Origin of the sequence: Shewanella sp. GXUN23E (assembly GCF_050865035.1) — a bacterium.
Lineage (GTDB): Bacteria > Pseudomonadota > Gammaproteobacteria > Enterobacterales > Shewanellaceae > Shewanella.
On sequence record NZ_JBOZWP010000010.1, the window covers coordinates 1 to 25,809 of the forward strand.

22 protein-coding genes and 2 pseudogenes are annotated in these 25,809 nt (G+C 40.8%); 23 read left to right on the forward strand and 1 reads right to left on the reverse strand.

Annotated elements, in window-relative coordinates; translation table 11 throughout:
- The first annotated feature begins 558 nt into the window (after nucleotides 1-558).
- Nucleotides 559-1,332: an MlaA family lipoprotein gene (locus tag ACRRUX_RS10455; protein ID WP_432529953.1), complete on the forward strand. Its 774-nt coding sequence runs from the start codon at nucleotides 559-561 to the stop codon at nucleotides 1,330-1,332.
- A gap of 41 nt (nucleotides 1,333-1,373) precedes the next feature.
- A complete protein-coding gene (locus tag ACRRUX_RS10460) occupies nucleotides 1,374-2,483 on the forward strand; it encodes a response regulator (protein WP_432529955.1) in 1,110 nt (369 codons plus the stop codon).
- Nucleotides 2,484-2,638: 155 nt separating this feature from the next.
- Here the strand turns inward: ACRRUX_RS10460 and ACRRUX_RS10465 are convergent, their stop codons facing one another.
- Nucleotides 2,639-4,162: a peptide MFS transporter gene (locus tag ACRRUX_RS10465; protein WP_432529957.1), complete on the reverse strand. Its 1,524-nt coding sequence runs from the start codon at nucleotides 4,160-4,162 to the stop codon at nucleotides 2,639-2,641.
- Between the two features lie 440 nt (nucleotides 4,163-4,602).
- Here ACRRUX_RS10465 and rfaH point away from each other — a divergent pair, with 440 nt between their 5' ends.
- From rfaH to manA, 21 genes and pseudogenes are all read left to right on the forward strand, one after another.
- Complete coding sequence (rfaH, locus tag ACRRUX_RS10470; protein WP_432529959.1) at nucleotides 4,603-5,157, forward strand: transcription/translation regulatory transformer protein RfaH; 555 nt, start codon at nucleotides 4,603-4,605, stop codon at nucleotides 5,155-5,157.
- Nucleotides 5,158-5,986: 829 nt separating this feature from the next.
- Nucleotides 5,987-8,734, forward strand: coding sequence for an SLBB domain-containing protein (locus ACRRUX_RS10475; protein WP_432529961.1), 2,748 nt, complete (start codon nucleotides 5,987-5,989; stop codon nucleotides 8,732-8,734).
- A gap of 103 nt (nucleotides 8,735-8,837) precedes the next feature.
- Entirely contained in the window at nucleotides 8,838-9,224 is a 387-nt protein-coding gene (locus ACRRUX_RS10480) for a four helix bundle protein (RefSeq protein WP_432529963.1), read from the forward strand.
- Nucleotides 9,225-9,265: 41 nt separating this feature from the next.
- Nucleotides 9,266-10,261 carry a Wzz/FepE/Etk N-terminal domain-containing protein gene (locus tag ACRRUX_RS10485; protein WP_432529965.1) on the forward strand — a complete coding sequence of 332 codons (996 nt, stop codon included), beginning with the start codon at nucleotides 9,266-9,268 and terminating at the stop codon, nucleotides 10,259-10,261.
- A 267-nt stretch (nucleotides 10,262-10,528) separates the two neighbouring features.
- Nucleotides 10,529-10,909: a transposase gene (locus tag ACRRUX_RS10490; RefSeq protein WP_432529968.1), complete on the forward strand. Its 381-nt coding sequence runs from the start codon at nucleotides 10,529-10,531 to the stop codon at nucleotides 10,907-10,909.
- Nucleotides 10,821-11,069, forward strand: coding sequence for a transposase (locus ACRRUX_RS10495; RefSeq protein WP_432529970.1), 249 nt, complete (start codon nucleotides 10,821-10,823; stop codon nucleotides 11,067-11,069). The genes ACRRUX_RS10490 and ACRRUX_RS10495 overlap by 89 nt, the downstream gene beginning before the upstream one ends.
- A 50-nt stretch (nucleotides 11,070-11,119) precedes the next feature.
- Nucleotides 11,120-11,721, forward strand: a pseudogene (locus ACRRUX_RS10500) (transposase).
- Between the two features lie 305 nt (nucleotides 11,722-12,026).
- Nucleotides 12,027-12,126: pseudogene (locus ACRRUX_RS10505) on the forward strand (transposase family protein); the annotation flags it as partial.
- 214 nt (nucleotides 12,127-12,340) lie between these two features.
- A complete protein-coding gene (locus tag ACRRUX_RS10510; protein ID WP_432530213.1) occupies nucleotides 12,341-13,549 on the forward strand; it encodes an O-antigen polymerase in 1,209 nt (402 codons plus the stop codon).
- Nucleotides 13,539-14,732, forward strand: coding sequence for a hypothetical protein (locus tag ACRRUX_RS10515; protein WP_432529972.1), 1,194 nt, complete (start codon nucleotides 13,539-13,541; stop codon nucleotides 14,730-14,732). The genes ACRRUX_RS10510 and ACRRUX_RS10515 overlap by 11 nt, the downstream gene beginning before the upstream one ends.
- Nucleotides 14,710-15,498, forward strand: a complete 789-nt coding sequence (locus tag ACRRUX_RS10520; protein ID WP_432529974.1) for a glycosyltransferase family 2 protein — start codon at nucleotides 14,710-14,712, stop codon at nucleotides 15,496-15,498. Before ACRRUX_RS10515 ends, ACRRUX_RS10520 begins: the two co-directional genes overlap by 23 nt.
- Nucleotides 15,480-16,061: a CatB-related O-acetyltransferase gene (locus ACRRUX_RS10525; RefSeq protein ID WP_432529976.1), complete on the forward strand. Its 582-nt coding sequence runs from the start codon at nucleotides 15,480-15,482 to the stop codon at nucleotides 16,059-16,061. Before ACRRUX_RS10520 ends, ACRRUX_RS10525 begins: the two co-directional genes overlap by 19 nt.
- Nucleotides 16,046-17,023, forward strand: a complete 978-nt coding sequence (locus ACRRUX_RS10530) for a glycosyltransferase (RefSeq protein ID WP_432529978.1) — start codon at nucleotides 16,046-16,048, stop codon at nucleotides 17,021-17,023. The genes ACRRUX_RS10525 and ACRRUX_RS10530 overlap by 16 nt, the downstream gene beginning before the upstream one ends.
- 152 nt (nucleotides 17,024-17,175) lie before the next feature.
- Nucleotides 17,176-18,042: a glycosyltransferase gene (locus ACRRUX_RS10535; protein WP_432529980.1), complete on the forward strand. Its 867-nt coding sequence runs from the start codon at nucleotides 17,176-17,178 to the stop codon at nucleotides 18,040-18,042.
- On the forward strand, nucleotides 18,039-19,031 hold the full coding sequence (locus ACRRUX_RS10540; protein WP_432529982.1) for a glycosyltransferase family 4 protein: 993 nt from the start codon (nucleotides 18,039-18,041) through the stop codon (nucleotides 19,029-19,031). The genes ACRRUX_RS10535 and ACRRUX_RS10540 overlap by 4 nt, the downstream gene beginning before the upstream one ends.
- Before the next feature lie 17 nt (nucleotides 19,032-19,048).
- Complete coding sequence (gmd, locus tag ACRRUX_RS10545) at nucleotides 19,049-20,224, forward strand: GDP-mannose 4,6-dehydratase (protein WP_432529984.1); 1,176 nt, start codon at nucleotides 19,049-19,051, stop codon at nucleotides 20,222-20,224.
- A 2-nt stretch (nucleotides 20,225-20,226) separates the two neighbouring features.
- Nucleotides 20,227-21,189, forward strand: coding sequence for a GDP-L-fucose synthase (gene fcl, locus ACRRUX_RS10550; RefSeq protein WP_432529986.1), 963 nt, complete (start codon nucleotides 20,227-20,229; stop codon nucleotides 21,187-21,189).
- A gap of 22 nt (nucleotides 21,190-21,211) precedes the next feature.
- On the forward strand, nucleotides 21,212-21,679 hold the full coding sequence (locus ACRRUX_RS10555) for a GDP-mannose mannosyl hydrolase (RefSeq protein ID WP_432529988.1): 468 nt from the start codon (nucleotides 21,212-21,214) through the stop codon (nucleotides 21,677-21,679).
- Nucleotides 21,680-21,696: 17 nt separating this feature from the next.
- The gene (locus tag ACRRUX_RS10560; RefSeq protein WP_432529990.1) at nucleotides 21,697-23,100 is read left to right on the forward strand and encodes a mannose-1-phosphate guanylyltransferase/mannose-6-phosphate isomerase; all 1,404 of its coding nucleotides are present in this window, start codon (nucleotides 21,697-21,699) and stop codon (nucleotides 23,098-23,100) included.
- A gap of 2 nt (nucleotides 23,101-23,102) precedes the next feature.
- Nucleotides 23,103-24,542, forward strand: coding sequence for a phosphomannomutase (locus tag ACRRUX_RS10565; protein ID WP_432529992.1), 1,440 nt, complete (start codon nucleotides 23,103-23,105; stop codon nucleotides 24,540-24,542).
- Between the two features lie 73 nt (nucleotides 24,543-24,615).
- Nucleotides 24,616-25,800 carry a mannose-6-phosphate isomerase, class I gene (gene manA, locus ACRRUX_RS10570; protein ID WP_432529994.1) on the forward strand — a complete coding sequence of 395 codons (1,185 nt, stop codon included), beginning with the start codon at nucleotides 24,616-24,618 and terminating at the stop codon, nucleotides 25,798-25,800.
- Nucleotides 25,801-25,809: the final 9 nt, after the last annotated feature.

Here is a 25,809-nt window from a genome sequence, read left to right on the forward strand (position 1 = left end):
TCGCTTATGCAGATCTGAGGTTAGGTACAGGAAGCGTTCCTTAAAACTTCATCAGGTTATCATTTCATTGATTGGAAATTACCGTGAATTTCTGTGAGCTTTGAGTGCGGGGCCGTAAGTTGATTGGCTCAGTTCTCAACGAAGAGCTCGCAATCTTGGAACAGTTATACCTGTGGTAATGCCTTATTCACCGGTTGTGATTACAATTATCGAACGATCGACTGGATGTGCATGATATCTGTTCATATTCGACTAAACAGACACTATTGTTCACAAATAAAAATTGATTCTGTCTGTACAGCCAGTATCCTTTGTCCTTTAAATGGAAGGTGCAAACTAGCCATGGGGGCGAAGCACTGGCGATCCGGCTAAGCGTTGGATTGAGTGCTCACCAGTTCGGAATACTCTTATACGGTTGATGTTTTATCAATCAGTATCCAGCGAATGTCTCATAGCAGTTTTAGGCTTAATTTCCCCCAAGATAATAACAGACAAAGTGATATCCCTGCCGGGACACCTGTGGGCGACAGGTCCGTCCGGTTACAGCAAGAGCGAATTATGAAGTATCAGTCAGTATTCATGGTGTTATGTGCGGCTTTGAGTTTTGAAGTCTTACCCGCACAAGAGCAGCAGAACGCAGATGGTCAATCCGATATCAAAGTGGTTTATGACGATCCCAGAGACCCACTTGAAGGCTTTAACCGTGCCATGTGGGATCTTAACTATGACTATCTGGACAGGTACATCTACAAACCTGTCGCTCACACTTATAAAGACTATGTCCCCAATCCCGTCAAGCTGGGATTGATCAACTTTGTTTATAATCTGGAAGAACCCTCATCGCTTATCAATAACAGCCTGCAGGGTAAATGGGGATGGGCTGCCAATGCCGGGGGCCGGTTTGTGGTCAACACCACTCTGGGATTGGCTGGATTTATCGATGTCGCCAATATGATGGGGATGGAGCGAAAACAGGATGATTTCAATGAAGTCCTGGGGTATTACGGCGTTCCTAATGGTCCTTATATTATGGCACCGGTCGTCGGCCCTTACGTCACCCGGGAAATCGCATCTGATTGGGTGGATGATCTATACTTTCCACTGTCAGAATTAACCTTTATTCAATCGGCATTAAAGTGGGGTATCAAGAGCTTACATGCCAGGGCGGATGCGATTGATCAGGAACGCCTGATTGACAACTCGCTTGATCCCTATACCTTTGTAAAAAATGCCTATTTTCAACATATGGATTATAAGGTTTATGATGGCAACGTCCCTGTGACACAGGATAACGACGAACTGCTTGATGAATACTTAGACGAGCTGGACTGACCTGAGATTCGGGGAAGGTGAACCAGCCAGAAGGATCTGACATGGCTTTACCTGATGTATCTGTTTTGCTGGTAGAAGATGACCCGGTTTTCAGAAAGCTGGTCGCCGAGTTTTTACTGAGTCGTGGCGCTAATATTACTGAAGCCTGTGACGGCCTGGATGGAATAGATAAGTTCCGTCAGGGGGACTTCGATGTGGTCCTGGCTGATCTCTCCATGCCAAATCTTGGTGGTTTGGATATGCTTAAAGAGATGTCGAAGATAAGACCTGGAACTCCTTCAATTGTCATTTCAGGTAACAATGTCATGGCCGATGTGGTGGAAGCCTTAAGAATTGGCGCCAATGACTATCTGGTTAAGCCTGTGTTTGATTTACTCGCAATTGAACAGGCCATTCATCAGTGTATGAAGCAACAAATACCGGCACCTTTAGCAACGGATTTGGACAGGTTGTCGCATCAGGAGCTTGAGGCTAATTTGGCTCAGCTGGTGCAGGACCCTTTTGCCGGCGGCCAGATACAGAGTCAATTGTTCCCTGCGGAATCTGTGCAGCTTTTGGGGAGTGTTAAATTTGCGTACAGTCTTTTTAAAACGCAGGAAGTAAGCAGTTACTACATCGATTCCGCGCTTGTCGGCAGTCGCCATGCAATGATGTATATGGCACATTTTAATCCGGAAGATAGTCGTTCCGCATTTGCCTCGGTATTACTTCGCAGCTTTATCAATCAAAAGCTTAAAGCGTTCAGAAGTGGGACCAGTGATATGGTCACTGAACCTTACAACCTGTTGTGTTACCTCAATGAAAGATTAGTCAAGTCGGGATTGGACCTGACGGTTGACATGATCTATCTGGTGTTGGATATAGAGCATCGCAGAGTTGCAGTTGCTCAGGCTGGACAGGGGCTAAGATGTTATGTTCGCAATGTAGAAGGGCTGATGCCGCTTGCAATGCATGAAGCGTTACAGCTGGGAATTCTGGGTTGGGGGAAACCAAGCTATCAGTTCAGAAATCTTGAAACGGCTGAATCCATGTGCATTATCAGTCACGATACGAATCTTAAACCTCAATTGTTGAAAGATCAGTTTGTTGGTCTGGTTGAAGATCCCTTGGCGACTCCTGGTGGTTTTATACAACTGAGTCTTAATAGGTGAATTTTGGAAGAACGCAGCGGGTACTATTGCCTGTTTAACCGGCGATGATGGAAGCGTCAAGCGTCGAGGGCGGGTGCAAAATAGACTAATTGAGAATTTTGCAACGGAAATAAAAAACGCCTCAATTGAGGCGTTTTTCAATCTACAACCGATAACTATGCCTTAGGCGCTTCTTTGATAATTGCTTCGTGCTCGCCTGTAATGCTGATTTCTTCTTCCAGTGCAGCTTCTTCACTCTTGTGGTGGCCTTCTTCTGCGCCGTGCATCCAGTCAACCAGTTTGTCTGCCATAAAGTACAGCAGAATCGCCGATGCTACTGCGGTAATCGCAATACCGGAAAAAATAGACATGGCATTAGCCAGCTGCTCTTCCTCGGTACCACCATGACCAATCAGTGAGCCGACAAATCCGGCAACTTTATTGGCCGCGGCGATGAACAGGAACCATGCCCCCATCATCAGAGAGGCTATACGCAGAGGTGCCAGCTTGGTCACCATAGACAGACCAATAGGAGACAAACACAGTTCGCCCATAGTATGGAAGAAGTAAGCTCCCACCAACCACCACATGCTTGATTTAGATGTCGGATCCCCGTTCATCTCTACAACGGCGCCCATCATAAATACAAAGCCGACTGCCAACAGGAACAAACCCAGGGCAAATTTGACCGGAGAGTTTGGCTCTTTGCTGCCCATGCGCACCCAAATGGAAGCAACAACAGGCGCAAACAACACGATAAAGATAGCGTTCAATGACTGGAAGTAAGTTGTTGGAACTTCCCAGCTACCGATATAACGGTCGGTAAAGTCATTGGTAAACAGGTTCATCAGACCACCGGCCTGTTCAAAGCCAGCCCAGAATATGATGGTGAACAAGCCCATTACCATGATGACCTTGATACGATCACGCTCTACTTTGGTCAGTGGTTCCTTACGAACTTCACCGCGCTCAGCTGCGCGCTGTTTTTCTAGTTTGGCTGCAGGAATAGTACCGATATCCCCCAGCAACTTCTGGGCAAACAGGAACTGAATAATTAACGAAATAATCATACCAACACCGGCACAGAAGAAACCTGCCTGCCAGTTATTGACGAAAATTTCCTGGCCATTGACAACTTCAGTATGACCAAAATGGGTGTATGCCCAGGCGACAACAAAACCGGACAACGCGGCACCCAGGTTGATACCCATATAGAAAATGGTAAAGGCACCGTCACGACGGTGATCACCTTCTTCATAAAGGTCACCAACCATAGTTGAGATGTTAGGCTTGAACAGACCGTTACCGAGGATCAAAATGCCCAGACCAATATAAAACACTGTGGTTTCAAGACCGGGGATCCAAGCGTGAGGGGTTGCCAGAGTAAACTGACCGGCCGCCATCAGGGCGCCGCCCAGGTAAATTGCTTTACGCTGCCCCAGCACATTGTCGGCCAACCAGCCACCAATCAGTGGTGTCAGATAGACAAGAGCGGTGAAAGTACCATAAAGGGAAAGTGCATCAGCCTGGGTCCATCCCAGACCTCCACCGCCCTGATTTTGAACCTGGTCAACAAGATACAGAACCAGAATAGCCCGCATCGCATAGTAACTGAATCGCTCCCACAGCTCTGTTGTAAACAGCAGGAACAATCCCTTTGGGTGACCCAACATGGTCCCCTGAGGTTTTACTGCGCTCATTAAAACTCCACCTTCAGCTTGTGTACGTCTGAGCGGCTACATAGGCCGTCAGCAATTATCGGCAAACAGACTTTTCCACGACGGCAACAGCAGATGAAGATCCGGTTGCGAACATCAAAAAGGCAATTCACAGGACTTTTTTATCGTTATTGGCATTGAAATGCCTAAAATACCAAGTTTATATACCCTTTAATGACGACAAAAGTCAATGCGGATGCGGCCATTCGAACTGTCGGTGAGCGTAACATTTGGCAAAAATAGGAGTGGGTATTGAGGACTTCAGGCCGTGTAGTAACGCCCGAAATTAACTAAATTGATACATAGTGATACAAAATAAGCAGACGACTAATGGATACTTTCCTTCATAAGGGCATTTTAGTAGTATGCTTGGCTGCCAATGGAATGCTGAATTCACCTGATTTATACCTTGAGAGTTGCAAATGAATGCCTGGTACCTGCTTTACTGTAAACCGAAAAGTGAGCTAAGGGCTCAACAAAATCTCCATTTGCAACAGATTCAAACTTATCTACCAATGGTTCGTATCAAAAAAAAGGTTCGAGGCAAGGATGTGGTCGAATCGGCTCCGCTGTTTCCCAACTATCTGTTTGCGAGGTTTGATCCCACTGTAACCAGTGTCGCTCGAATCAAATCTACCCGTGGTATTGCCAGTATTGTTGACTGTCGTGAACAGATGACGCCTTTATGCCATTTGGTGTTTGCACTTCGAAGGCAGGAGAAGACCCTGGGGATAATAGATATCACAGAATCTGCCTGGACTACGGAATCTAAAGAAAACCGTGCAGACTATGAGTTTTCGCCTGGTGACAAAGTGCAGTTTGTTGAAGGCCCGTTTACAGCTCTTGAAGGGGTGTTTGAGAAACACAGCAGTAATGAAAGGTGCATGATACTTCTAGAGGTGCTGGGCAAAATGCAGTTGATGAAAGTACCCAGAGAGCAACTGATGCCAGCGCCTTTGGCTGCGAAGGATATGTGAGACCTTGCCATAGGTTGCTGTAAGACATTTGCCATTCGTGCAGGTATTCATCTTGAGTTCATATTCACTGTTGAAGAGTTATTAGCCTGATATGTTGTCAAAGTGACGAAGAATTGACTTTTAGAGTGCTAAGCGGGAGATGACACACATAGTTACGGCTGTTTTGGTGAAAATTGCAACAGGGAAGTGAGATTGCAGCTGATATAATGCCGCGCTTGCTTGAGAGCATAGTAGATAGGGATTGTTGAGATAGGGTGATTAGTTACCAGAGTGGCTTACGAATAGCTGTTTTAAAAGCAATTATCCGTAAGTTACTAAAAATTAGGTGTTTAGAGGAATCTAAGGGCAATTTGGAGGCCGTAATCCATGGGCGGTAGCGTGCTCGAAGAGCATCGAATGAATAGTTTCATTCGTTTAGCTATAGCCGAAGGCCTCTGGCGGTCACGCGGGTCGGTAGCGTGCCTGAATTTCCAGAATGCTACTTCGTCGCTATAGAACGGCCTACAGACAAGGCTCTGCTACTGCTTTCACTAATCCGTAAGTGTAGTGTTCAACAATCTGCTGTCGGTTATCAGTATTCCGTAAGCGCAGCGTTCCGTAATCTGTTGTCACTAGCTATTGCCTTTAATCTCGGCACTCACTGTCATTTTGCAGAACCTAGAACCTAGAACCTAGAACCTAGAACCTAGAACCTAGAACCTAGAACCTAGAACCTAGAACCTAGAACCTAGAACCTAGAACCTAGAACCTAGAACTAAATTCAGCTCTTCCCCAGAGCATTAAAATAATTCCAATCCTAAATCTTGTAGTCTTTGCCACGGAGAAACCGGTGTTTAACAAAACCAAAACCCTCATCATTGCGGGCCTGAGTGCTTTGGCAATCCTGACGGGACAGGCCAATGCCATTGCCCCATCCCCCCAGATGATTGAGCAATTTAAACAGTTGCCTCGAGCCGAGCAGGAGCGTTTGGCTCGTCAGTACGGTATTGACCCTTCAATGATTTCCGGTGGCAGTAATCAATCCACACAACTTGCCAATCCTCAGGTGGTAGCACCGCGTTCTGACGCGGCCCAGGTCCAGGACCAGTCAGCATCGGCCCAAAAAGTGGTGGACTTCAGTGAAGATGAACATGAAAAAAAGCTTAAGCGCTTCGGAATCGAATTGTTTGCGGGTTCTCCAACGACCTTTGCTCCGGTGTCTGATGCGCCAGTCCCTGCTGACTACATGATTGGTCCAGGGGATAACATCAAAGTTCAATTGTTCGGTAAAGAAAACAAAGACTTTACTTTGGTTGTAAATCGTGATGGCAGTATTAACTTTCCCGACCTTGGTCCTATCTCTGTAGCCGGATTGACCTTTTCCGAGCTGCGCGAGTCGCTCGGCAAGCAAATCAAAAATCAGATGATTGGTGTTGATGCAAATATCACCATGGGCGAGCTGCGCTCTATCCGCATTTTTGTGGCCGGTGATGCATTCCAACCCGGTTCTTATACTGTTTCCAGTCTGTCAACCGTAACTCAGGCCTTGTTTGTGGCTGGCGGTATTAATGACATCGGCTCACTGCGAAATATTCAGGTAAAACGCAATGGCAAACTGGTTGGTAAATTCGACCTCTATGATTTGCTGATGAAGGGGGACGCCTCGGGCGATATTCGTCTGCAATCCGGTGACGTCGTATTCATCCCGTCAGTGAAAGCACAGATCAATGTGACTGGTGAAGTTCGTCGTCCTGCAATTTATGAATTGAAAAATGGTGACACCCTGGGTGATGTATTGACGATGGCAGCCGGTCTACGCACTGGCGCTTTTCCGAAGTCCAGCACTGTTGAGCGTTTCAACAGTCAGGGTATGAAAACCATTGTCAATGTAGATTTGACCTCTTCAAAAGGACAAAAAGTAAAAGCACAGGCCGGTGATTCCCTCAACGTAAAGTCGGCTTCCAATCAGTTTGAAGATGCGATTACAGTTGTAGGCGCAGTGGTTCGTCCGGGTAAATACCAGTGGTTCGAAGGGCAACGCATCAGTGATTTGTTTCCCTCCATTTGGGGCGAACTTGCGTTGTCAGCCGATCTTGACTTTGGTTTGGTGATCCGTGAAATCAATGCCTTTGGTGATATCGAAGTGTTGCAGTTTGCGCCTGGTAAAGCGATTACCGTAAAAGACCCAGCACAAAACCTAACATTGAATGCGCGTGATAAGGTGATCATCTTCAACTTCGATGATGAAACTCAAAATCGTTATGCCCTGAACAAACTTGTAAAGGCAAGAGTCAGCAAGGTCGAAGCCTTGACCGGAGACAGCTTGGTTGGCAGTGATTTATTCAAAGCCGGTTTCAGTCAGCTACAACAGCGTATGCTCAGTCAACGCAGCGAATTGGGCGGAGTAGTCGTTTCTGGCGAAAATAAAGCTGAAATGAATGATCAACAAGAACTCATCACCAGTGAAGTTAACAAGATGTTGGCTAACATGTTTGAGGACGCAGACCTTATTCGCCTGAGTGGAGAGATGAATCGCAACGAATTGCTTTATCCAATTATTGTGAAACTGAACGCACAGGCACGTGCAGGCACCCCCGTTAAGGTCGTCGCAATCAATGGCCAGGTGCGCCATCCTGGTATATACCCTCTTCCCAACAATGCAGATGTGTTGACATTAATCACTGCAGGCGGAGGTTTGAAAGAAGGTGCATATACGGCAAGGGCAGAATTGACTCGTACTGTCACTGATAATCAGGTATCGCAAATCGAGCATATTGGTGTAGCGTTGGCTGACGCTATGGCGGGTAACAAAGCCTCTAATATCGCTTTGAAAGGTCGAGACATCTTAACGGTGAAAACCACCCCGGACTGGCAGGACTACCAATCAGTCGAAATCCGAGGTGAGGTTAAATTCCCTGGTGTTTACAATATCCGCCGTGGTGAAACATTAGGCGGAGTGATTAACCGCGCAGGAGGCTTTACTGAATATGCCTATCTGCCAGCATCAGTGTTTGTGCGTGAGTCCATTCGCAAGCAGGAAAAGCTGGAAATTAAAAAACTGGCGGATCAATTGCGACGTGACATCGCTACCCGCGGAGTCTCAAAGGATGGCAATGTGGTTAACTACGCCGACGCTCAGCTAATGTTAACTGACCTGGAAAATATGAAACCAGTGGGGCGCTTGGTTGTTGACATGCCTGCTATTGCCATGGGTGTTCAGCAGGCTGACATCCAGTTAGAAAATCAGGATATCGTTTACATCCCATCCAACCGTCAAACCGTATCTGTCATGGGTGAAGTTCAGCATGCTTCCACTCATAGATACAAAAAAGGTCTGACAGTGGACGACTACTTGGAGATGGCCGGCGGCCCGCGTAAACGCGCCGATGATGACCGTATCTATGTACTCAAAGCCGATGGCAGCGTGATGCTGCCAAGTGCTTCACTCTGGTTCAACAACCGCGATGAGCTTATCCCTGGAGATACGGTTATCGTGCCACTTGATACAGAGTATAAAGATAACCTGACCCTATGGAGCCAGGTCACTCAGATCATCTACAACACCGCAGTAGCAGTCGCCACGATCTCAGGGTTGTAACTGGCGTAGCAAGTTCAGGAGCTAGGTTCTAGGATGCCTCTTCGAGGCGCTAGGATCTAGAATCTAAACCTTAGTACCTATCATAGAACCTAAAGGATTAGGTATGAAATTTGAAAATCTTGACGAATGGAAGCGAGCATGCCGTTTATCTTGCAATATTTATAAGGTGCTTAAAGACTGTCGAGACTTTGGTCTGAGAGATCAGATGACTCTTGCTGCCGTGTCTATAGCTTCGAACATTGCAGGGGGTGAGGAAAGAGAATCTCAGGCTGAGTCTGCGAGGTTTCTCTACTTTGCAAAAGGTTCTACAGGTGAACTTGTCACTCAGCTATATATTGCTATAGAGATCGGAGTTGTTGAGAAAGAGTCTGGCTTATTGCTAATAAAAGAAGCCAAGGAAATCTCAGCAATGATTGCAAGCCCGATAAAAATTCGAAAAGGCAGTGTGAAAGAAGATGCTGCTGATTACACTTTTCAACCTAGAACCTAGAACCTAGAACCTAGAACCTAGAACCTAGAACCTAAAAACACATGACCAATCAAATTCAAAATCATCAAAACTACACTGATGCACAATTCTCGCAAATGACGCGGGATGATGAAATCGATCTCCGAGAACTATTCTCAGTCATATGGCAAGGTAAATGGCTAATTATTGCTATCACTACAGTATTTGCCATCGGCTCTGTAATTTTTGCACTGAGCCAACCAAATATATATAAGTCTGAAGCTTTACTTGCGCCTGCTGAATCAGAAAGCAGCGGTGGCGGTCTTGCTGCACTAGCAGGTCAATTCGGTGGCCTAGCAAGTATAGCAGGCATAAATTTAGGCGGTGGCGGTGCTGACAAGTCACAACTTGCGATTGAAGTCATGAAATCACGTCAGTTTATAAGTGACTTTATTCAAAAGCACGAAATTCTGCCAGAATTGATGGCCGCAGAAAAATGGGACATGGCTAACAATGATTTAATTTTTGATCCTGAATTATACGATTCGCAATCAAAAACGTGGGTACGGGAAGTTAAAGCACCATTTAAACCTGAGCCATCTATGCAGGAAGCATACAAAGCGTTTTCAAAAAAGTTTTCTGTTAATACTGCAAAAGACACTGGCATGGTAACAATTTCTGTTGAACATTTGTCGCCAGCGGTCGCTCAGCAATGGGTCGAATGGCTGATTGCAGACATCAACCAAGTTATGAAACAGCGTGATGTTGAAGAAGCTCTCAGAGGTCAAGATTTCTTAGAAGACCAGCTTAGAAAAACTAATGTAACAGATATGCGCACTGTATTGTACCAATTGATGGAACAGGCACAAAAAACTATTATGTTTGCAAATGTGCGGGACGAGTATGTGTTTAAGACAATTGACCCCGCATTAATTCCTGAGGAAAAGGCTGGACCAAAACGTGCTTTGATTTGTATATTGGGCACATTACTTGGTGGAATGCTGAGTGTTGTGATTGTATTGGTTCGATTTGCATTCAGAAATCAAGAATCAAGAATCAAGAATCAATATCATATGTAAATGCCTATTAGAGCTGGTTTTGTAAGATAAATGAAATCACGGAATTACAATGAGATAGTCAAATCAAGCAATCTCATTTTGAATAAAAGTTGTCTCAGAAGGCAAAATCCCCGAGATGAATAGAAAGTAAAAGCTCGCAATTTTGAACAGTTATGATTAAAAATGTCTTTTCCCGAGGAAGCTACAGGAATCCAATTCCTGTAAACAGCGAAATCGGTAATGTTCATAAATATGTGTCATTTGAATAAGATAAAAAAGGATATTCAAATGACCAAACCTACTTTCGTCATTGACGCTGCCATTGAAGTATTCGGGGCCGTTAAAGATCTGACTGGCAAAGATGGCATTCTCACTCTGCTCATCAAGCAGCTTACTGAGGTGACACTTAATGTTGAAATCGACCAGCATCTTGAGGCTAAGCAACCCGGTAACTGCAGAAATGGCAAGACCAGCAAGACACTTGAAAGCGCCACTGGTAGCTCTGAGTTGCTGAAGTCACGTGATCGAGATGGTTGCTTCGAGCCGCAACCTGTCAAAAAGAACCAGACCTATCTTATCGATGAGATGGAGGGCAAATCATTGCGCTGTTTTCACTGGTACCAGTTATCTGGATATCCGAGTCCATATCGCCGACTTGTACGGTATTGAGGTTCCTAATGTCACTATCAGCGTGATTACCGACAAACTACTACTAGAGCTTCAGGCTTGGCGTGAACGTGATTTGGAAGCGTTTTACCCCATCCTCTGGGTTGATGCTATTCACTATAAAATTAAAGAAAATGGCCGCTTTGTTAGCAAAGCTATGTAAACCATACTGGCGCACGATGTGGAGGGCAAAAAGGAGCTGCTGGGCTATATATCTCTGAGAGTGAAGGCGCACATCAGTGGCTGAACATACTGACCGAGCTGCATAATCGTGGCATCAAAGACACCTGATTGCCTGTGTCGATGGGCTTAACGGCTTCCCTGAAGCCATTTACCTGCACACAGTCTGTAGTCTCATGCAACATCCACCAAATTCGCAGCTCGATGAAGTATGTGCCATCCAAGAATCAGAAGGCGTTTATGAAGGACTTGGAGTGTATCTACAAGGCGACCACACTGAATTCCGCAGAAATGGCACTGGCCGAATTGGAGGCCAAGTGGGGCGATAAATTCCCATGGTGATTAAATCCTGGCGCAACAAGTGGGCGCTACTATCAACCGATTTTAAATACCCGGAATACGCACGAAAGGCAATCTACACCACCAATGCCGTTGAAGTCGTGCACCGCCAGTTTCGCAAACTGGCCAAAACTAAGGGCGGTTTTGTCAACGAGAACAGTTTACTCAAACTGATCTATGCCGGTATATTGAAGGCGAAGAAGCGATGGTTACACCCGATTCAAAACTGGAATTTGACGTTGTTACAATTATCTATCCATTTTGAAGGGCGGCTGGATGCCCACATCGATCTGTGATTTTTAACTTGACACAGAATTTTTAACACTTTCGCCAAAACGTTTCCCAATGAAAATGATACAAGTAGTCAACAACGCCCTTGATTGAATTCGGCACAGGGGAAAGGTCTATGTATCCAGAGCAATTGTATGAGATTTTTCATTTTTAAAAGGCTTTTGTGTAATTAACATCTTCTAATTTACACATTATTTCCTCAACTCTCGTAACAACATGGGATACTCAATTAAGGAGCAATTTATAGGTCATCGTTAGTATTTTTCAATGTAAAAGAAGCCGAATTGTGACTAAATTGACTAACCAATTTATGAGCTTTTTAAGTTATAAAAGATTACCGGCAAGCTACTAAAGTAGAACACAAATTGTCAGATATTATTTTGCTCACGATTTGTGGCGTACTATCAGGTTTTGACTCTTAGGAATAGAGAGTTTCATTCTAATTATTAAAATATTCTAGTGAAGAAAAAGAATTAAAGTAAGTTTACTGTTACAGAATGTAATCTAAAAGCAAAAGTCAGTTTTGGTATTAGTGGATTGCTCTGAGATTTATGTTGAGTGAGCTAAAATTTACTAAATATTAAGATTCAGATTTAAATTATATAAACTTGTTTTTGATCCTATATTTGGTTCCTTTTTTATGTTGTTGGAGGATTAATGCTTGAGAGTCTATATTTATTGACGCTAATTCTGGTCTTGTTTATTCTAAAATCACATCCAACAAGTCTGATATTTGTATTTTTAATAAATTTTTTGACTGGCTTTACTTCAGTCATAACTTCATTTATTAATTACGAGCTTGTTTCTTTTGACAATGAAATAGTTATTCAATTACTTTTGGTATTGAACTTTTCAATTACAATTCTTCATGTGATAAGTCTTTTGTTAAAGAAAAGGTCCGTAAGTATTATATACAGGTTAAGAAAGTATAAGTATTCTAAATTGGTTTTATATTTTTTCTCATTATTTGCTATATTAGTTGTTTATCAGAATGTAAGCTTAGGGTTTGAAGTGCTCTCTAATGGTTATATTGCAGGGTATAAAAGTGCTTCTGAACAAGTGATAAAGGCAACCTCATTATTTCCATTTTTACTGATCTTTTATTTTTTGATATTTTCTAAATACCTAAATGATAAGAAGGTTTATTACTTAATAATAATGCTAGTTGTTGTCATTAGTTATTCTATGTATGGAAGTCGCTCTTTCTTTATTTATAGCTTTATATCAATTATGGCCTTTTTACTAGTATTAAAAAAAGTCACTTATAAAAAGTGTTTTTCTTTATCAATAATGTTGTTACCAATGATTGTTATTGCTGGAGCTTTAAGGGAGGGAGGAGCTTCCGAAGGGGGCTCGATTTTGTTAAGAATGGCGATTGAATTAGCTAACATACCAATGATTATTTCCAACTTAGATATAATTAGCAATTTGGATCAATCTTTATTGATGGTTATATTGACTACTCTTCCGCAAAGTATAATTGTACCGTTGGGGGCAGAACCTTTAAATTCGCTAGCTACAGAGTTTGCTGTCGCATATGATCCTGGATGGGCCGAGGCTGGTGGTGGATTTGGTTTTTCGTTTGTCGGTGAAATTTACTATCGTTTTGGATATGTAGGTCTAGTATTCATACCTTTTTTAGTTATTATACTTTTAAATAAATTAGAGGGCAAGTTTATACAAGGAGATGACTTTGATAAAGCTTTAATTCTAACAGGTTATTATGGGATACTTATGTGGGTAAGAGGTGATTTCATAGAAATATCAAGATTGTTATTGATTGTTTTGTTCTTTTACTATTCAAAAAGATTAGCTTATCGAAATGGAAAGTAAAAAATTTTTTGCATTAACACTTGTTCTTTACTTAAGCTCTTTAATTTCATATTATATACAGATTAAAATAATTGATATATATGGCTTGCAGGTTAAATATGATTTTGACTTGTTTATGAGTTATCTCCAGATCGCAATTACTTTAGCAATTTTTGGGTTGCCAAATGCAATTTCTCTAATGGTAAGTAGAGAGAAAAAAGTACCAAGAAGCCTTTACAAATATTGTTTATTAATGGCTGTTATCTCTACGATAGTTTTAGGTGTTTTTTTTCTAGAAAATCATTATTTAATACTTCCTGTTCTATTTGTATTTATCTATATCTCTCTATTCAATGATTTAAATGTCGGAGTGATGAACTCTATAGGGATGTTTGAATACCCTAGAGTTTTACAATTAATGGGCAATATAGTTTTATTGGCTTTTGTGCTTAGTAATCCTATAAAATTTTTTTCTGGCATTAATATTGATGAAAAATATTATGCATTGATGTTTATTGTTACACCTATACTTCCTTTGTTTTGTTTTATATCTTTAAGTAAGCGATATAAAACAAAATCGATGATCTACCAGACTATTAGCTTAAGAAAAATATTCAATTATGTGAGCTATATATATATATTCTCAATTATGTCAATAGTAATGACAAGATTGCCATATATAAATTTTTCGGAATTTTTAGATAAACTCTCTTTAGCTCAATATACATTGTCTTTATCATTGTCTAATTTTATTGTAATACCCTTAAACCTATTGACATTAAAAGTTTTAAGTTCTGAAATGAAGAAAGAAGTAAATGTTTTTTTAGTCAACTCCTTCTTGCTTTTTATAGTTGTCACCATAGCCTTGCTAATTTTCTTATTTTCAGAGTATTCTTACTTCTTATTAAATATGGTAAATATATATTCATCCGAAATATTAATATCTACATTTTTGTTTGTTTCTCTAATGGCAATCTCGAGTGTTAATTTGTCAATTGCTTTAAAGATGCAAAAGAAATTAAAGGAATTTATAGTTCTTGATCTCATTTTAATTTCGGTGATCTTTGTTATTACATTGAATCTGATTGTGACTTTCGAAAGCTTAAGTGAGTACAATTATTTTATTTCTGGTGCAGTTTTATTAAAGATGATATTGCAAGTTTATATCTTAAGAGGTGAAAATGTATACGATCGTAATTGCTAATTATAATCGAGTAACTGAGCTTAAAAGGTGCTTGGACTCTATTGAGGTAGCATTTTCCGACTTTACCAAACCTGAAATAATTGTGGTAGAAGATGGTTCTAAAACATGGCTAGATGACCCGAGAGTATCTCAACATTTACATTTAAAGAATAATGGAGGGCCAGTTAGAGCAAGGTTGAAAGGTTCTGTTTTTGCTAGTCATGAATACATTATATTGCTAGACAGTGATGATACTTTGTTGCAAGACTCTATTAATACGATTGAAAATGTTAGAGCTAACAATCGAGGTTATGATTTATATGGCTTCACTTTTAAGGGCGGAGAAAGTTTAGTTGATTTTGGCGTCAAATCAATTCATGAATATTGCGATTTTGTAAAATTCGAAGGCCGCCCATCAGATTACATGATGATTGTAAAATCTGATGTATTGAGAAAATATGTAACAAGTCATGCATTCCGTTTGTCTGAGATATGGTTATTTAGTGAAATCTTTAAAGAACATAACTGCTTTTATAGTGGAAGGTCTACCTTTGAGTATCATCAAGATGCTCAAATACAATTATCTAAGAATCGAGATTACAAGTTGAAACTAGGTAAATATGAGAGACAAAGTGTTTCAAAATCTGTTCAGTATTTTCTTTCATTTACTTCAATATGTAAATTTCACACTTTAGATAAAGCATGGAGAAGACGGTTGATAAAAGAAAGTATACTATGTCTTGATATTAAGTCATTGTTGGAAGTGATATGTTTAAAAAGATTATGAAATATCTTTACTTTAAGATAAAATATAAAAATACTAAACTTAGTCTTAAAACTCTTGATATTCCTCTTCATTCAAAAATTGGTTATATGAATACGATTGAGGCCGGAGTGTATATTGATGGTGATTTCAGTATTGGTGATTTTTCTTACATTAATAGAGGTACGATATTGTCTAATGTAAAAGTAGGAAAATTCACATCTATATCATCAAACTGTAGCCTCGGTGGATTTGAGCATCCAATAGACTTTTTTACTACACACCCTATTTTATTTAATAGTTATTATGGTGCCAAACGAGTCTTAAACATTTCATGTAAAGAAACTATAATTGGTAATGATGTTTGGATAGGTCATGGAGCTATTGTAAAGCAAGGTATTACTATATCAGATGGAGCTGTAGTTGCCGCAGGTTCTGTTGTAACAAAAGACATACCTTCTTATGAAATATGGGGGGGGGTTCCTGCAAAGAAAATTAAAGATAGAACTGTAACTAAGTTCCCTTATGGCACTATTAAATGGTGGGATCTCAGATTGGAGAGGATTCAAGAATGGAGCGAGTACTAATCCTAACTATTAGGGCTAAAGGTGGGGGAGCAGAAAAAATTATTGAACAATTGGTGTCTTCCTGTCATGAAACATTTGATTGGGTCAATATGGAGTCTTTATTACATTACTCTATTTTTCTAAGATACGTAAAATTTATAATATTAGTTTATTCAAAAATAAAATTTGCGGATAAGGTAATAATTGGAACTGAAGGTATTTTAGGGTTGGTTATACTGCCATTCAAAATCATATATAGAAAAAAAAAGTTTATCCTTTGGAATCATTGTTATTTTGAAGAATACAAGAAATTTTTGAGTTTTAAAAATAGGCTTTTGTATAAAGCTTCATATACATCTTACCCTAGAAGAATCAATTCATCTCCAGTTAGTCAGAAAGGGGTGTTTATCCCTAACCCTTTTGAATTTAAGAAGAATGTCTCAAAAAATGCATTTATCACGGGAAAAAGTATAACGCTGTTGTCAATATCAAGCCTTGCTAAGTTAAAAAGGGTTGATTTTACGTTAGATTTACTTGCTAAATTACCAAATAATTTCAAATTGAATATATATGGCGATGGTATTGAAAAAGAGTTCTTGGAATATAAAGTTAAGAACATTAATATTGAGAATCGAGTAACATTTTTTGGTTTTGTAAAATCTCCCTTTTCCATAGAACGAGATGAAGCTAGGATTTTAGTTATTAATTCAAAGACGGAAGCGCTGCCTACTATTATTTTAGAAGCTATTGATAATGGTGTTCCTGTTATTGTTAATACTTATGCTGGATCTGATTATTGGCGAGATTTTAAGTCTGTTTTTGTGGTTGATACTATAACTAGTGAAAAGGTTGTTGAGCTGAGTCAGCTCTTTAATAAAATGAATGAAGAAGATTACTGTAATTTATTTTATGCAGATATTAATAAGTTGGAAGTTCAACATTCATATGAAAAATTTATTGAACGGCTTTTTTATATGCAATAAGACTTATACTTTTAATGGCTAATGTGAGTAGAAATTATCTTTGGAAGTTATCTTTTTTGTGATTAATAGATTATTATATCTTGAATAAATAATTATATTTTTACTCAGGAGTCATCTACTTTTTATAATGATATAAACGGAAATGTAGTGAAATGAAAAAGATATGTCTTATCGTTACAACAAATGCCAAATTTGATGTAATAGAACAATTTTTTGGTTCTTTGAGTGCTCAAAATACGAATTATATTATAGATTTGATTTTTGTTAATCAAAATATTAAAAAATACCACGGTTATGATTTTCCAGAAAATATAAATCTTATTACCATTGAGGTCAATCATCTTGTATCTTTGTCTAAGGCGAGAAATATCGCATTGTCATGTCTTGAGTTAAAAGAATATGATTTTATAGCTTTTCCTGATGATGATTGTTGGTATGAAGAATGTCTAATTGAAAAAGTAGTTGATTTTTTTGAAGCTAATATTGATTGTGATATTCTATGCACTAATGTTTTAGACCCCAGTAATAATAAGACATACGGGGGGCGCCCGGTAGATGTAATTAAAGTTGTAACTAAGTTTAATGTATTTAAATATCCAATTTCAGTAGGTATATTTGTTCGGCTTGAAAATGTTGAACACGATCAAATTTACTTTAATGAGAAATTGGGTGCTGGAACTAAGGTCGGTTCAGGAGAAGAAACGGAATTCATATATAGACTTATAGATATAAATAATAAATGCGTGTACGTAGGAGATATATTTGTTTATCATCCTGTAGTTGATAGTAACTATGCTATATCAGATATAGCTAAGTATTATAAATACAGCATTGGTTTCGGCTATTTGGTAAGGGAAATGTTTGATGATGGTAATTGGCGTATTCTGTTTTATTACCTGTATATATTGTTCCGTATTTCAGGTGGCCTTGCTTTCTCTTTGAGTAATAATGTCAATAGAAAAGTGTATCTCTATCGTCTTAAAGGTATTGTAATTGGCTTTCTTAAGGTGATCGAATGATAGTTTATGATGGTATTATTAATCATATTCAATCTCATGGTGGAGTAAGTGTTCTTTTTCATGAGTTAAATAAAAGAATGAAATTAGGAGAAAGTAAGTACTTTACTTATGGAGATGGAGGTGAGTTAAAGAATAATGCAACGAAATTGTCACCTAGATTGTTTGAGAGATATAGAAGATTTAACTTAAACTTGTCAAGCAATGATATTTTTCATTCTACATATTATCGATTACCAACATCAAAATGTAAAATTGTAACCACCGTACATGACTTTACATATGAAAAGTATGTTACAGGACTTCCTAAAAAGGTGCATTCTTTTCAAAAAAACAATGCTATTATGAATAGTGATAAAATTATTTGCGTTTCACATAATACCGCGAATGATTTATTAAAGTACTGTCCTGTTCCTGAGTCGAAGATTGAAGTTGTTTATAATGGTGTTTCAGAAGATTATTATCCATTGAACTTAAACAGTGACGATTATGTTGTATTTGTAGGATCTAGAGCAAAGTATAAAAACTTTAATATAACAGTAGAATCTGTTCGTCGAATTAGAGACGTTAAAATGATTATTGTTGGTGGTGGAAAGCTAACGGATAAAGAAACTGATTTTTTGAATAAAAATCTTCCTGGTCGTTATGAAGTCAAAGGTTTTTTGACTAATTCGGATCTAAATTTAATTTATAATAAGGCATTGGCATTGGTTTATCCCTCACAATATGAAGGCTTTGGTATACCCGTGTTAGAAGCTATGCGAGCTAGTTGCCCTGTTATCGCACTTAACTGTTCTTCCATCCCAGAGGTAGCAGGTGATGCCGCCATATTGCTTGAAAGAGCAAATGCAGCAGAATTATCCGAGGCTATTTCTATGTTGATGAATAGTAAATGTCGGTATGAGGTTATCGCCGCAGGATTACAAAACGCGAAACGATTTTCTTGGGATAACTGTTGTAGAGAAACAAAAAAGATATACGCATCACTTTAAGGTAAGGTCAATATCAAATGACAAAAAAAACTGCTTTTATTACCGGAATTACTGGTCAAGATGGATCATATTTAGCAGAGTTGTTAGTCGAAAAGGGTTACGTAGTTCATGGGCTTATTCGTCGGGCTTCTTCTTTTAACACCGAGCGTATTGACTCAGCGATTGCGAACTCAGGCAATATCCATCTTCACTATGGTGACCTTACGGACTCATCAAATCTTATTCGATTGGTAAAAGAAATCCAACCCGATGAAATTTATAACCTAGGTGCAATGTCCCATGTGGCAGTTTCTTTTGAGTCCCCAGAATACGCAGCTGATGTCGACGCTATGGGAACTATTCGTTTACTTGAAGCTATTCGTATCAATGGACTTGAAAAAAGAACGCGCTTCTATCAAGCATCGACTTCTGAGCTTTATGGCGAGGTTCGTGAAATCCCGCAAAAAGAGACAACTCCTTTCCATCCACGCTCACCTTATGCAGTTGCAAAAATGTACGCGTATTGGATTACTGTAAATTACCGTGAGTCATACGGTATGTATGCGTGTAACGGCATTTTGTTTAATCACGAGTCTCCGCGTCGTGGTGAAACGTTTGTTACGCGTAAGATCACGCGTGCAATTGCGAACATTTCTCAGGGGCTTGAGTCTTGTCTTGAACTCGGTAATATGGATGCTTTGCGCGATTGGGGCCATGCGAAAGATTATGTTCGTATGCAATGGATGATGTTACAGCAAGATATAGCAGATGATTTTGTTATTGCGACAGGCAAGCAAATCTCAGTGCGTGAGTTTGTTAGCATGTCAGCCAAAGAAGCTGGCATCGAGTTAGAGTTCTCTGGCAAGGGGGTCGACGAAGTTGCAACCGTAACATCGGTAGATTCAGAAAAAGCACCGGCAGTGTATGTTGGTGATGTGATTGTTCGTGTTAGTCCGAAGTTCTTCCGGCCGGCAGAAGTAGAAACGCTACTAGGTGATCCTAGCAAAGCAAAAGCAAAATTGGGTTGGGTGCCAGAGATCACAGTAGAAGAGATGTGTGCAGAAATGGTGGCTGCGGACATCGCTAAAGCTAAACAGCATGCGATTCTTAAAGCTCATGGCTTCGATATTTCTATCTCATTAGAGAATACCAACACCTTCACGAAAGCGAAACAAGAGTTGGACATTAAAACGCACGGCTTAGCAGGTGAATAACCATGTCTAAAAGAGTCTTTGTTGCTGGTCACCAGGGCATGGTGGGTTCTGCTATTGTTCGCCAATTATCGAAATGTGATGATGTCGAGATCGTTACTCGTACTCGTAGTGAGTTGAATTTACTCGATCAGAGTACTGTAAACGCGTTTTTTGATACAGAGCACATCGATGAGGTGTATATTGCTGCTGCAAAAGTGGGTGGCATTCATGCCAATAATACTTATCCGGCAGAGTTTATTTACGAAAACTTGATGATGGAATGCAACATCATCCATGCAGCACATAGTAACAACGTACAACATCTCTTATTTCTAGGGTCATCCTGTATTTACCCTAAACTGGTTGAGCAGCCAATGCAGGAAAGTGCACTGCTAACCGGAACGCTAGAATCCACCAACGAGCCATATGCAATCGCCAAAATCGCAGGTATTAAGCTGTGTGAGTCTTATAATCGCCAATACGGTCGTGATTACCGAAGCGTGATGCCAACAAATCTCTATGGGGAAAATGATAATTTTCACCCGGAGAATTCTCACGTTATTCCTGCATTGATGCGTCGTTTCCATGAAGCTAAGCATCGGGGGGATGCTGAGGTAGTTGTTTGGGGCACGGGTACGCCAATGCGCGAGTTTCTTTACGTAGATGATATGGCTGCAGCATCTGTTTATGTGATGGAGCTAGACCGCGAGACCTATCTTGCTAACACTGAACCTATGCTTTCCCACATTAACGTAGGTACTGGGGTTGATTGCACTATCCGTGAAATGGCTGAAACTATGGCAAAAGTTGTAGGTTTTGATGGTTCTGTCGTATTTGATACGACTAAACCAGACGGTACGCCTCGTAAACTGATGGATGTTCAGCGCCTCGCCTCACTTGGCTGGCAGTATAGCATTGATTTAGAATCCGGTTTGCGTCGGACATATCAATGGTTTTTGAATAACCAAGATAACTTCCGTAAATAGCTTGTACACGTAAGGTTCCGTAATGACGCAACGACTCGACGAGTTAACATTTAAAACTGTCGTTGCATCTACGCCACTGGTTTCGATAGACCTGATCGTCCGTAATGCGAACGATCAGGTTTTATTAGGATTAAGGACAAATCGCCCGGCTCAAGGTTATTGGTTTGTTCCTGGTGGTCGTATTTGTAAAGATGAAACGTTTGAACAAGCGTTTTTGAGATTGACACAATTGGAGTTAGGTCAATCTATTGGACTGATGGATGCTACTTTTCTTGGACCCTATCAGCACCTTTATGATGACAATTTTTCAGGCACTCAATTCTCAACTCACTATGTTGTGTTGGGCTATCAGATTGATAGCGATATCCCCATTCGCAAACTTCCCGTAGAGCAACATCATAACTACCGGTGGTGGGATATTGAAGACCTCTTAGCATCAGATCTTGTTCATCGAAATACAAAAGCATATTTTTGTGACAGTTATAAATAATAAAGTAGGTAAGTTCTATGCTTTTACCTGTGATAATGGCCGGAGGCTCTGGAAGTCGACTATGGCCTCTTTCGCGTAGTTTATATCCAAAACAGTTTATTAATCTCGCCAGCGATAAGTCGATGTTACAAGAGACGATTGCACGTCTTTCTGGTTTAGAACATCAAGCTCCTCTATTGATATGTAATCAAGAACATCGTTTTATTATCGCAGAGCAGCTGAGGCAACAACGTGTAACCCATAGTGGTATCGTCTTGGAGCCCGTCGGACGTAATACAGCTCCTGCGATTGCTCTTGCGGCGTTACATGCCATTAAAGATGGTGATGATCCCTTGTTGTTGGTGCTGGCTGCCGATCATGTGATCCAAAATCAAGATGCATTTCGTCAAGCTGTCAACAATGCTATCTCATCGGCTGAGCAGGGAATGTTAGTTACGTTTGGGATAGTACCAACCGCACCTGAAACAGGATATGGTTATATTAAACAAGGCGAGGTTTTAGGCTCTGCGTTTCGGGTGGCACAGTTTGTTGAAAAGCCTGATCTCGCTACAGCTAAAGAATACTTTATTTCCGGAACCTACTATTGGAACAGTGGTATGTTCCTGTTTAAAGCGTCTCGTTATTTAGCAGAGCTTAAACTTCATAGGCCTGATATTCTCAGCGCATGTGAAGCTTCGATGTCAGGTGCAAGGCTGGATTTGGACTTTATTCGATTAGCTGAAGATGAGTTTTTACAATGCCCTGATGATTCAGTCGACTATGCTGTAATGGAAAAAACACAAGATGCCCTAGTGGTGCCGATGGAAGCAGGATGGAGCGATGTGGGTTCTTTTAGCGCCTTGTGGGAAGTATCTTCGAAGGACGAAGATGGAAATGTATTGGTAGGTGATGTCATCTCCGACCAAACCCATAATAGTTACGTTTATGCACAAAATAAGCTGGTTTCTACAGTAGGTGTCGATAACCTAGTGATTATTGAAACCAAGGATGCAGTGTTGGTTGCCAATAAAGACAAAGTACAAGACGTCAAAAATATCGTTAACCAACTGAAAGGATTGCAACGTCGTGAGTGGGAGCAACACCGAGAGGTCTACCGCCCTTGGGGGTCGCATGATGAAATCGCGGAAGGTGAGCGCTACCATGTGAAGCATTTATGCGTAAAACCGGGTGAGCAGACCGCGTTGCAAATGCACCATCATCGCGCAGAGCACTGGGTAGTAGTTCAGGGGACAGCAAAAGTCACAAACGGAGAAAAATCCTACTTAGTCAGTGAAAATCAATCTACCTATATTCCGCTTGGTTCTGCACACCGTATCGAAAATCCCGGTAAAGTTGATTTGCATTTAATTGAAGTGCGCTCGGGTAATTACTTGGAAGAAGACGATATCGTACGTTTAGAAGAGTATGGTATAGGATACTGAACATGAATAAGTTAAATACAAGACAGGTAATTGCCAATTCTGGCGTCCAATTTGGTACTAGTGGCGCTCGTGGATTGGTTACCCAGTTCACGCCAGAGGTTTGCGTTGCATTTGGCCATGCATTCATACATGCGTTATCTGGTAGGTTTGAATTTAAGCAAATCGCCATCGCGATTGATAACCGTCCAAGTAGCCCTGAGATGGCCAAAGCCTGTATAGCAGCGATAGAGTCTGTCGGATTAGAGGCGGTTTATTACGGCGTTATACCTACACCGGCTTTGGCTTTCTCCGCCATGCAAGACGGCATACCTTGCATTATGGTTACCGGGAGTCACATACCTTTTGACCGTAATGGCTTAAAGTTCTATCGACCTGATGGCGAAATCACCAAACTGGACGAGCAATTGATTTTGAACGCCGAAGTCGATTTTGATGCTCGTATTATGTTGCCGGAACTCATAGCTAACGATGTTGCAGCGCAACGTTATGTTGAACGATATGTTCAGTTATTTGATGCGACATTACTTCAAGGCAAACGCATTGGTATCTATGAGCACTCCAGTGCAGGACGTGATTTATACCGAGGGTTGTTTGAGGCACTTGGGGCGGAAGTGATTTCCCTTGGAAGGACTGACGAATTTGTGCCAATTGACACTGAAGCTGTAGCCGAGTGCGATAAGCGTAAAGGTAAGATTTGGTCCCAGCAAAATGGACTGGACTTTATTTTTTCAACGGATGGTGATGGTGACAGACCACTCGTTGCAGATGAGACCGGTGAATGGCTTCGTGGTGATATATTAGGGCTGTTGTGTGCACAAGCATTAGGCATAGAGGCGTTAGCCGTGCCCGTCAGCTGTAACACAATGATTGCCGCATCGCCTGCATTCAAGCGAGTGTCCCAAACTAAAATAGGTTCGCCTTATGTAATTGCTGAATTTGATGAATTATCTCGTTATTACAGTTCGGTTGCAGGTTTTGAAGCGAATGGTGGTTTCTTATTAGGTTCCGATATCAGTATTAATGGCAAGTGTTTAAATGCGCTGCCAACCCGTGATGCTGTATTACCGGCGTTGATGCTGTTGGCAGAAGCCAAGCATAGTAAGATAGTTGACTTGCTACGAGCCTTGCCGCGTCGTTTTACGTCGAGTGATCGTATTCAAAACTATGCAACAGAGAAAAGTCAGCAAATTATCGGTAAAGCAACTGAGCAACCAGAATGCTTGCTTAGAACTCTGGGGTTTGAAGACTCCTTGGTTTCGGGAGTTGATGTGACTGATGGCCTAAGAATGACACTGGCATCCGGTGATATTGTTCATTTGCGTCCATCCGGGAATGCTCCGGAACTTCGTTGTTATGCTGAGTCTGATTCAGTTGAAAAGTCAAATGCACTGGTTATTCAGACACTAAATAAATTACAGCATATAGCGCCTACGGATCTGTAAAGAGGGGAGTGCAGGGGTATATCCACCTGCACTTTTCATATAGTCACAAGTGTGAGTTGAAGTTGGCCATATCATGATATTTCAATTAACCAACCCAATTAAAAACTTTCAGTGGGGTTGTCCCGACGCGTTCTTTAATCTATTCAATATCGCAAATCCAGACCGATTACCGCAAGCCGAGTTATGGATGGGAGCGCATCCAAGTAGTAGTTCGCGTTTGACGCTGGATAATCGTGACCATGCATTAGTCGATGTGATTAACGCAAAGCCAGAGTTATGGCTTGGAAAAAAGTGTGAACAGTTCGAGAGTCAATTGCCATTTTTGGTCAAGCTTCTAGCCGCCCATCAACCACTATCCATTCAAGTCCATCCGAGTAAAGAGGCCGCAAAAATTGGTTTCGATAAGGAAAATGCTCAAGGGATTTCTCTGAATGCGCCAGAGCGGAACTATAAAGATGCGAATCACAAGCCTGAGCTGCTTTATGCTATTACACCGTATCTGGCTATGAACGGTTTCCGGAAGCTTGATGAAATTCATCGATTCTTTTCACGTTTAGCATTACCATCTCTTTGCGAAATTATTGAACCATTCCTTTCTCGGCCTTGTACAGAAACATTAGCGCAACTTTTTGAATCCATTTTGCTGTTGGATGAGTCGCTTAAAAGTCAGGCTATCAATGAGTTGCTTAATTGTTATGCTCGCCTAGAAACGTATCCAGACCAGGTAGAAATACTCAAGTTAATTTCAGAGTTTTCTTTTTTATATCCAGATGATGTTGGTTTGTTCTCGCCTCTGTTTCTTAATGTTATTGAGCTTCAACCTGGTGAAGTGATGTATCTGGCTGCCGAGACGCCACACGCTTACATAAAAGGAGTCGGGGTTGAGGTGATGGCCAATTCTGACAACGTGTTACGTGCTGGGCTTACACCGAAGTATATTGACGTCCAGGAGTTATTGGCGAATACCAAGTTTGAGTCGTTAAAAATGTGCGACTTAAAATTAAAACCGGTCGAAACCAATGGTAGGTTGATTTATCCTACTCCTGTTGATGATTTTAAGTTTGATATCATCAAGGCTGGTACCATAGATATTTCTGTATCGTCACCAGAAATTATCCTCTGTATCAATGGAACAGCGACGATCAATAGCGTCCACAGTCAAGTAACCTTAGCAGCCGGTCAGTCGGTCATTATTCCTGCGGTAGCGCCAAGTTACTCACTCACCTGTACCGGAACCGTTGCACGTACTTATTGTTAAATGAAAAAG